At 73.3% G+C, this 8,726-nt stretch carries 6 protein-coding genes; 3 read left to right on the forward strand and 3 right to left on the reverse strand.

Features of this window, described 5'->3' with window-relative positions:
* Nucleotides 1-38 precede the first annotated feature (38 nt).
* Nucleotides 39-2,129, reverse strand: coding sequence for an NAD-dependent DNA ligase LigA (gene ligA, locus E2E34_RS26970; RefSeq protein ID WP_138904513.1), 2,091 nt, complete (start codon nt 2,127-2,129; stop codon nt 39-41).
* Between the two features lie 191 nt (nt 2,130-2,320).
* Between ligA and E2E34_RS26975 the strand changes: the two genes are divergently transcribed.
* Nucleotides 2,321-3,043, forward strand: a complete 723-nt coding sequence (locus E2E34_RS26975) for a transcriptional regulator (protein ID WP_244316147.1) — start codon at nt 2,321-2,323, stop codon at nt 3,041-3,043.
* 111 nt (nt 3,044-3,154) lie between these two features.
* Here E2E34_RS26975 and E2E34_RS26980 read toward each other — a convergent pair whose 3' ends face one another.
* The gene (locus E2E34_RS26980) at nt 3,155-4,654 is read right to left on the reverse strand and encodes a nucleobase:cation symporter-2 family protein (protein ID WP_138904514.1); all 1,500 of its coding nucleotides are present in this window, start codon (nt 4,652-4,654) and stop codon (nt 3,155-3,157) included.
* Between the two features lie 324 nt (nt 4,655-4,978).
* Here E2E34_RS26980 and E2E34_RS26985 point away from each other — a divergent pair, with 324 nt between their 5' ends.
* Nucleotides 4,979-6,184, forward strand: a complete 1,206-nt coding sequence (locus E2E34_RS26985; RefSeq protein WP_138904515.1) for an ROK family transcriptional regulator — start codon at nt 4,979-4,981, stop codon at nt 6,182-6,184.
* 114 nt (nt 6,185-6,298) lie between these two features.
* Here E2E34_RS26985 and xylA read toward each other — a convergent pair whose 3' ends face one another.
* Nucleotides 6,299-7,471 (reverse strand): xylose isomerase, encoded by a 1,173-nt coding sequence (gene xylA / locus E2E34_RS26990; protein ID WP_138904516.1) that lies wholly within the window; start codon nt 7,469-7,471, stop codon nt 6,299-6,301.
* Nucleotides 7,472-7,559: 88 nt separating this feature from the next.
* Between xylA and E2E34_RS26995 the strand changes: the two genes are divergently transcribed.
* A partial coding sequence (locus E2E34_RS26995) for an FGGY family carbohydrate kinase (RefSeq protein WP_138904517.1) occupies nt 7,560-8,726 on the forward strand: 1,167 nt, incomplete at its 3' end.

An 8,726-nucleotide genomic window follows, 5' to 3' on the forward strand; every position in this document is an offset into this window, starting at 1 on the left:
CACCGGGGGACCCCCGCGCCGGCCGGTCCTCCGCTGCGCTAGTCCCCCGGCAGCGCGTCGGCGACCATCACCGCGAACTCGTCCGGGGTCGCGATCCGCACACCGAGGTCCTCCGCCTTCGCCCGCTTCGAGCCCGCGTTCTCGCCCGCCACCACCAGCGCCGTGCGCTTCGAGACACTGGACGACGCCTTGCCGCCCGCGCGCTCGATGACCTCGTTCATCTGGTTGCGGCTGAGCTTCTCCAGCGGCCCGGTCATCGCGCCGGTGACGACGACGGTCATGCCGGCCAGCGGCCCGGCGGGCAGCGTCTCCCCGTCTTCGGCCGCCGCTTCCTCCTCGGCCGGAGGCGTCGCCCCCGGCTCCGTCATGTTCACACCCGCGGCGACCAGCTTGCTGATCAGCGGCCCCAGTTCGGCCAGTTCGGCCACGATCACCGGCGCCTTCTCCGCGCCGATGCCCTCCACCCGCTGCACGGCCTGCGCGTCGGCCGCCCGAAGGTGGTCCATCGTCGCGAAGTGCCGGGCGATGCGGCGGGACATGGAGCGGCCGGTGCCGCGCACGCCGAGCGCCGCGAGGACGCGGGACAGCGGCCGGGTCCTGGCGCGGTCGACGGCGGCCAGCAGGTTGTCGGCGCTGGTCTCGCCCATCCGGTCCAGCGTGAGGAGCTGCTCGCGCGTCAGGGTGAACAGGTCGGAGAAGTCGCCGACCAGGCCCGCGTCGACGAGCTGGACGACACGCGTCGTGCCCAGGCCCTCGATGTCGAGCTGGTCGCGCCCCACGGCGTACGCGATGGACGCCACCACCCGGCAGTCGCGGCCGCGCACACACCGCCAGCGCTGCTCGCTGGCGTCGATCTCGGAACCGCACTGCGGGCAGGTCTCCGGGAAGACGATCGGCTGTTCGTCGCCGGTGCGCAGATGGGCGACGGGCGCCTCGATGCGCGGGATGATGTCGCCGGCCTTGTAGACCATCACCTGGTCGCCGAGGCGCAGGTCGCGCCGTGTGATGTCGGCCGGGTTGTGCAGGGTGGCGTAGGTGACCGTGGACCCGTCGATCTCCACCGGTTCCAGCACGGCGCGCGGCGCGATGACCCCCGTGCGCCCGACGTTCCACTCCACTGCGATCAGCCGGGTGACCTTCTCGACCGCGGGCAACTTGTACGCGATGGCCCACCGCGGCGCCCGCGAACCGGCTCCCGCGTCCCGCTGGTCCGCCGCCGCGTCCGCCTTGACGACGATCCCGTCGATGCCGAACGGCAGCTCGGGGCGCAGCGCGGCGATCTCCTCGATCCGGGCCCGCACCTCCTCCGCTGTGGCCGCCGTGCGCGGCGGCACGGCGGTGTCCGCCGCGGTGTGCACGCCGAGCGCGGCGACGCGCCGCAGGACCTCGCTGTGCGGCCACTGCGCCAGCCCCTCCCCGAGCTCCCCCGAACCGGCCAGCGGCAGGGCGCCGTACGCGAAGAACGTCATCTCCACCGTGTACGGGCGGTCCTTGGCGCGCAGCGTGCCCGCCGCGCCGTTGCGCGGGTTGGCGAAGGGCTCACCGCCGTGCTCCGTGCGCACCGCGTTCGCCTTCTCGAACTGGTCGGTCGTCATGAGCACTTCGCCGCGCACCTCGAAGGTGGCCGGCTCGGTCAGCTCGCCGGGCAGCCCGACGACGCTGCCGAGGGCGTGCGAGACGTCCTCGCCCGCCGTGCCGTCCCCGCGCGTGACGAGCTGGACGAGTCTGCCGTGCCGGTAGCGGGCGGCGACGGCGAGGCCGTCGAGCTTCGGCTCGACGCTCCAGCGCTCCACCGGCCGGCCGAGTCTGCGCTCCAGCGACGCCGTCCAGGTGACGAACTGCTCTGCCGAGAACACATTGTCCAGCGACAGCATCGGCACGGTGTGCGGCACGTCCCCGACCGCGGCGCCGCCGGCCACCTTCCCGGTCGGCGAGTCCGGGAGCACCTCGTCGGGGTGCGCCTGCTCGTACGCCTCGATCAGGCGCACCAGCCGGTCGTACGCGTCGTCGTCCAGCGCGCTGTCGCCCCGGGCGTAGTAGGCGGCGGCAGCGCGGGTCGCGGTCTGGACCGCCTCGGCGTACGCGGCGGAATGTGCGAGGGCGGCAGGTGTGTTCGTCATGCCGTTCATCCTGCCTCCCACCACTGACAACGCCCCCGATCCACGCACGGGCGACCACGTGGTCCCGCCTTCGTATCGAAGGCCAGTCGGGGGTTCGTACCACTGGACCTTCTGTTAATCTGCCCGCTCCTGGATGTTCGTCCACCCGTCCGTCTCCCCAAGCGCCCGCGGCCCACCGGGTGCAGCGAGGTGTCTCGTCCGTGTACAGCACTCCTTTCTCCCCCGCAGAAGCCAGAGCCGCGCGCGCCCGGATGGGCCTGACCACGACTCAGGTCGCCCACGCGATGGCGGCGTGCGGCGCCCCCGCCCACCCGGACCTGATAGCCGGGTGGGAGCAGGGGACCCATGTGCCCTCGGAGCCGCAGCTCTTCGCGCTGGCCGACGTCCTGTGGTGCACGCCGACCACGCTGATGGGCATCGAGCCGCGGACGCTGGCCGAGCACCGGCTCGCCAAGCTGCTGAGCGCGGAGCGGCTGGCGTACCGGATCGGCATGGACCCGGCCGCCTACCGGGCCGCCGAGGCGGCGCAGCGCTGGGACGGGGATCCGCGCCAGACCAGGGCCCTGGTGGAGGCACTGGGGCTCTCGCTGCGCAAACTGATCGGCATCATGGGCCGGGTCGACGAGCTGGCCGAGCACCTGCGGACGGCGATCGAGGGGCGGTGGAAGGCGCATGTGGCTCCCGTGGCGGAGATCGTGTGCGTCGACGAGACCCTGGTGGGCGACGCGCTGCGGACGATGCACGCGCAGTTCGCGGAGTTCTCCGAGCGCTACATGGGTCATCTGGTGGCGCGCAACGACGACGCCCGGCTCAAGGAGATCGCGGCCGAGCGCGCCGCGTTCCTGCGCCGGCTGGTCGACCACTTCTGGGAGCTGATCGGCGAGGCGGGCGACGTGGCGCCGTTCCACGCGGTGGGCCGCTGACCCGGCGCCGTACGCCGGCCCGCGGGGCGCGGCCGGGGCCGGTGAGGGCGGTGGCCCTCCCGGCCCGCGACCGGTGGCGCGGCCGCCGGCGCGACCCGTTGTGCGGGTGGCTCAGCGGGGAGTGGAGCCCAGGTAGGGCCCCGCCGGGCCGCCGGGGTCCGCCGTCCGCGCCGGGTCCGCCGGGGCTTCCAGGTCGTCCCAGTCGATCTCCATCGTCCTGCGGCGCGTGAAGACGTTGAAGAACAGGTTGAGCGTGATGGCGGTGAGGCCGCCGAGCGTGATCCCGCTGTCGAGGACCGCCCGTACGTCGTCCGACATCCGGTCGAAGAACGACGGGACCGTGGTGGGCAGCAGGGCGGCGCCCAGACTGACCGCGAGGATCAGGGCGTTGCGCTCCTCGTGCAGGTCGACCTTGCCGAGGATCTGGATGCCGACCGCGGCGACCATGCCGAACATGGAGATGGCCGCACCGCCCAGCACCGGCTGCGGAATCACGGCGACCAGGCTGCCGGCCTTCGGCAGCAGCCCCAGGATGATCATGAACACGCCGGCCGCGACCACGACGTACCGGCTCATCACCTTGGACATCCGCACGAGCCCGATGTTCTCGGCGAACGCCACGTACGGGAACGAGTTGAGCACACCCCCGAGTACGGTCGCGGCGCCGTCGGCCCGCAGCGCCCGGGCGATGGTGTCGCCGTCGACCTTCTTGCGGGTGATCTCCCCGATGGCGTACACGTCACCGGTCGTCTCCACCATCGTGATCAGCATGACGACGGTCATGGCGACGATCGGGAGGAGTTCGAACCTCGGCATGCCGTAGTGGAACGGCGTGCTGACCCCGAACCAGTCGGCCTGCGCGACCGCGCCGAAGTGCACGTCGCCGAGGAGCCAGGCGACGGCCGTACCGCCGACGAGTCCGAGCAGCACGGCGAGGCTGCTGAGGAACGGCTTGCCGACGCGGACCAGCGCGAGGATGAACAGGAGCGTGCCGAGCGCGTACGCGAGGTTCTTCGGATCGCCGTACGCCGGATCGTCCGCGCCCAGCTGCGAACCGCCCGCCGCGTCCCGCAGGCCCACCGGTATGAGGGTCAGGCCGATGATGGTGAGGATCGTGCCGATGACGACCGGCGGGAAGTACTTCACCAGCCTGCTGAAGAACGGTGCGATCAGGAAGGTCGCCATGCCCGCCGTGATCACCGCCCCGTAGACGACGAGCAGCCCGGCGGTGCCGCCGCCCGCGCCCAGTCCGATGGCGATCATGGGAGAGACGGCGGTGAAGGTGACGCCCTGGACCAGGGGCAGTCTGGCGCCGATCCGCCAGACGCCGAGGGCCTGGATGATCGAGGCGACGCCGCAGGTCAGCAGGTCGGCGTTGATCAGGTAGACGAGTTCCTGGTGGGACAGGCCCAGGGCGTTGCCGAGGAGGATCGGGACGATCACCGCGGCCGCGTAGAACGCCAGGACGTGCTGGAAGCCGAAGAGGGTGAGCTGCGGGAGGGGGAGCCGCTGGTCGACCGGGTGGGTCTGCTGCCGGGAGAGGTCCCGGGCGGACTGCCGGCCGGAGCGGCGGGCGGACGGTGCGGTGGACTGTCGGGAGACTCGTGCCATCTCTGCCTTGCCTTCGCGAGGTAGGTGAATGAGAGAGGACCGCCGCCGTCGAGTCCCGGATGGCGGGAGGGAGGGCGGATCGGCTCGTACGGAAGCCGACGTCTGGCGGAGTTGCCGACACCACGTCGCCCTGCGCTACACATTGCGTCCTGGATTGACAGGACTTCCTTCGATTGACACAGCAAAGCCTGGTTCACCCATGGGATCCGCAGGTGGCGCCAATCGGAGCGCTCACCTTAGAGCAACCTCGTCGTTCCTCGCGAGTAACCGGCGCCCCCATCGGAACGATCCCTTCCGGAGGGCGTCGCCTAGGCTCTCGGTGCCATGAGGAGCAACCCCCCGCGCCTGGAGCCCAAGGCCGACAAGGACACCGTGCGCAGGCACAACCTGAGCCTGGTGCTGCGCGCCGTCCACGACGGCGGCGAGGCGACGCGCGCGGGGGTCGCCGCGCGGGTGGGTCTGACGCGGGCCGCCGTCTCCTCGCTGGTCGAGCAGTTGCTGGACAGCGGTTTCGTCACCGAGTCGGGGAAGACGTTCAGCGGGCAGGCGGGGCGTCCCGGCACCGTCCTGAAAGTGGCGCGCACGGGTGTGGCGGGCCTCGGGGTCGAGGTCAACATCGACTACGTGTCCGTGTGCGTGACCGATCTGTCCGGGGACGACCGGGTCCGCCTCACCGAGCACACCGACAACCGCGCGGCCCCGCCCGCCGAGGTCCTGGCGCACGCCGCCGCGCTGGCCTCGCGGGCGCTGGAGTCGGCGGCCGGGCTGGACCTGCGCCCCGTCGGCGTGCGGCTGGCCCTTCCCGGCCTGGTGTCCGGCGGTACGGTCCGCCAGGCGCCCAACCTGGGCTGGAACGGCGTGGCGGCCGGGGAGCTCTTCGCGCGGGCGCTCGCGCGGCCGCTGCCGGTCGGCTCGGACAACGAGGCGAACCTGGCGGCGCTGGCCGAGCTGTGGTTCGGCGACGTGGGCCGGGAACGCACGTTCCTCTACCTGAGCGGGGAGATCGGCGTGGGCGGCGCCCTCGTGCTGGGCGGCGAACTGCTGCGCGGCGCGCACGGTTTCGCCGGGGAGATCGGCCACGTCGTGGTGGACCCCGCCGGGCCCGCGTGCCGCTGCGGTTCACGGGGATGCCTGGAGCAGTACGCCGGCCAGCGGGCGGTGCTGCGGGCGGCGGGCATCGACGAGGACGCGGGCCTGCCGGGCATGGCGGAGCTCGCGTCCCGGGCCCGCGCGGACGACGCCCGGGCCGTCGAGGCGATCGGCCGGGCCGGTTCGATGCTGGGACTCGTGCTGTCCGGCGCGGTGAATCTCTTCGATCCGGACGCGGTGGTGCTCGGCGGCATCTACCGGACCCTGATGCCGTGGCTGGCGCCCCCCGCCGCCAGGGAGCTGGACGGCAGGGTGGTGTCGGGTCTGTGGTCGGGCGACAGCGGCCGCCTGCGCGCCTCGTCCCTGACGGGCGACGCGTCACGCGGCGCGGCGGCCCTGGTGGTCCGCGACGCGCTGGCGGACCCGGCGGCGTACGCCTAGGCGGCCGGGCGGCCCCGCGGCGGCCCGCGCACCGGCCGGCCGGCATCCGGCCGGCCGTACCGGCCCGGGAGGCCCGGCGCGGGAGGCCGGCCCGGGCACCCAAGCGGGCGCCTCCTAGCCGCGTACGCCCAGGAGGTGGTCCAGGGCCAGTTGGTCGAGCACCTCGAAGGACATGCTCCGGCCGGCCGCCACCGTCACGTCGAAGTCCTCGTACGCGTCCCGGTCGGCGAGCAGCGCCGTGAGGCCGTCGGCGGCCGTCGGGCGGGCGAGGTCGTCGAGCCGGGAGGCGCGCAGGGCGTCCTGGACCTCCGGGTCGGCGCGGAAGGCGGCGGCGCGCTCCTTCAGGATCAGGTAATTGCGCATGCAGCCGGCCGCCGAGGCCCACACGCCGTCCGCCCCGTCGGTGCGCACCGGCTTGAAGTCGAAGTGCCGGGGGCCGTCGTAGCCCGCCGTCTCCAGGAGGTCGACGAGCCAGAAGGCCTGGCGCAGGTCGCCGGCGCCGAAGCGGAAGTCCTGGTCGTACTTGATGCCCGTCTGGCCGTTGAGGTCGATGTGGAACAGCTTGCCCGCCCACAGCGCCTGTGCGATGCCGTGCGGGAAGTTGAGACCGGCCATCTGCTCGTGGCCCGTCTCGGGGTTCACACCGACCAGGTCGGGGCGCTCCAGGCGCTCGATGAACGCCAGGGCGTGGCCGATGGTGGGGAGCAGGATGTCGCCGCGCGGCTCGTTCGGCTTGGGTTCGATGGCGAAGCGCAGGTCGTAGCCCTGCTCGGTGACGTACTCGCCGAGCAGGTCGAAGGCTTCCTTCATACGGTCGAGGGCGACGCGGACGTCCTTCGCGGCCCCGGACTCGGCTCCCTCGCGGCCGCCCCAGGCGACGTAGGTGCTCGCTCCGAGCTCGACGGCGAGGTCGATGTTGCGGATCGTCTTGCGCAGGGCGTAGCGGCGGACGTCGCGGTCGTTGGCGGTGAACGCGCCGTCCTTGAACACCGGGTGGGTGAACAGGTTGGTGGTGGCCATCGGCACCTTCATGCCGGTGGCGTCCAGTGCCTGGCGGAACCGCTTGACGCACGCCTCGCGCTCGGCGTCCGAGGAGCCGAAGGGGACGAGGTCGTCGTCATGGAAGGTGACACCGTGCGCGCCGAGTCCGGCCAGACGCCGGACGGTCTCGACGGGGTCGAGGGCCGGGCGGGTGGCCGTGCCGAAGGGGTCGGCGCCCTGCCAGCCCACGGTCCACAGGCCGAAGGTGAACTTGTCGTCCGGGGTGGGGGTGAAGCGCTCCGGCATGCGGCCGTCCTCCATTTGTTTGTTGACATGACTAATACTGCACGACCAATCTGTTCCACAGAAGAGAACCGAGGAAACGAGGGGTCGCATGACGCCGAGCACGGTCGTCGTCGGGGTCGACAGCTCCACGCAGTCCACCAAGGCCGCGTTCACCGACGCCGCCACCGGCCGGCTGCTGGCGCTCGGGCGCGCCCCGCACCGCGTCACCGGCGGCGCGGGGGCCCGCGAGAGCGACCCCGAGGAGTGGTGGCGGGCGCTCGGCGAAGCCGTGGCCGCCGGGCTGCGGGAGTCGGGGGTGGCGGCGTCCGCCGTCACCGGCATCGCGGTCGCGGGCCAGCAGCACGGCCTGGTGGTCCTCGACGGCGCGGGGCGGCCGCTGCGCCCGGCGCTGCTGTGGAACGACACGCGTTCGGCCCCGCAGGCCGCCGCGCTCACCCGGGCGCTCGGCGGCCCGGCCGCCTGGACGGAGCGGACCGGATCGGTCCCCGTCGCCTCCATGACGGCCGCCAAGTGGCAGTGGCTGCGCGAGCACGAGCCGTACGCCGCCGAGTCCGCCGCCGCCGTGCGTCTCCCCCACGACTTCCTCACCGAGCGCCTCGCCGGGGTGGCCGCGACCGACCCGGGCGACGCCTCGGGCACCTGCTGGTACTCCACCGCCACCGGCGCGTACGACGCCGAGATCCTGGGCCTGGTCGGGCTGGACGAAAGGCTGCTGCCGCCGGTGGCCCCCACCGGCGCCACCCGCGTCGGCTCCCTCACCCGCGCGGCGGCCCGGCGGCTCGGCCTGCCCGAGGGGATCGCCGTGGCGGCGGGTACCGGCGACAACATGGCGGCGGCGGTGGGGCTCGGCCTCGGCGGCGCCGGACTGCTGGACCATCCGGTGCTCAGCCTGGGCACCTCGGGCACCGTCTTCGCGGCCACCCGCACCCGCCCGGCGTCACCCGCCCTAGCGGGCTTCGCGTCGGCCGACGGCGGCTACCTGCCGCTCGCCTGCACCCTGAACTGCACCCTCGCCGTCGACAAGGTGGCCGCCCTGCTGGGCCTGGACCGCGAGGACGCAGCGCCGGGCGGCGAGGCGGTGCTCCTGCCCTACCTCGACGGCGAACGCACCCCCGACCTGCCCGCCGCCTCCGGCGTCCTGACCGGACTGCGCCACGCCACGACACCGCGCCAGCTCCTGGGCGCCGCCTACGAGGGCGCGGCGGTCACGGTGCTGCGGGCCCTCGACGAGTTGGTGCGCGCCTGCGGCCTGGAC

Origin of the sequence: Streptomyces albidochromogenes (assembly GCF_005981925.1) — a bacterium.
Classification (GTDB): domain Bacteria; phylum Actinomycetota; class Actinomycetes; order Streptomycetales; family Streptomycetaceae; genus Streptomyces; species Streptomyces albidochromogenes.

Bases quoted from the DNA above. Each gene is read 5' to 3' on its own strand.
- ligA (WP_138904513.1), bottom strand. From the start codon at position 2,129: ATGAACGGCATGACGAACACACCTGCCGCCCTCGCACATTCCGCCGCG.
- E2E34_RS26980 (WP_138904514.1), bottom strand. From the start codon at position 4,654: ATGGCACGAGTCTCCCGACAGTCCACCGCACCGTCCGCCCGCCGCTCC.
- E2E34_RS26985 (WP_138904515.1), top strand. From the start codon at position 4,979: ATGAGGAGCAACCCCCCGCGCCTGGAGCCCAAGGCCGACAAGGACACC.
- xylA (WP_138904516.1), bottom strand. From the start codon at position 7,471: ATGCCGGAGCGCTTCACCCCCACCCCGGACGACAAGTTCACCTTCGGC.